Annotated in this window: 1 protein-coding gene; it reads right to left on the bottom strand. The window is 53.9% G+C overall.

Going from position 1 to position 347, the window contains the following annotated elements; all coding sequences use genetic code 11:
• Positions 1-347: hypothetical protein (locus tag AC1RPG_RS08490; protein WP_481762550.1), on the bottom strand; the 347-nt coding region annotated here is incomplete at both ends.

Here is a 347-nt window from a genome sequence, read left to right as displayed (position 1 = left end):
GTTCAAGATGCACGGGGCATCCTTTCCACGCTTTGTAGGACATACGGTTGGTTGGCGGCGGCAGGAATCGTGCAAGCTCATCGCGTGGGAATGCGATGCCGTTACGGTTTGGAATATCGGATGGACACACCAACGTCGAGACGATGATGTAGTCTTCGATACGCGGAGAAATCTTATAGGTCTTTGCTGCAAACGGAAGCCACGTTTCGTAGTCCAAACGAGACACGAGGCCCTGATCTTTTTCCGCGTCAACAGCATCTTCGGTTCGACTCACGTTGTCAACATGCTGAGTCTGAAGCGCTTGTTGCTGGGCGTCCTCCGGTTCAATTGCCGGAGGCACGTCCGCA

The organism is Dellaglioa sp. CoH-57-MRSF-18 (assembly GCF_056781995.1).
The sequence above is the reverse complement of the archived record's forward strand: the minus strand, read 5'-3'. Positions and strand labels throughout refer to the sequence as shown.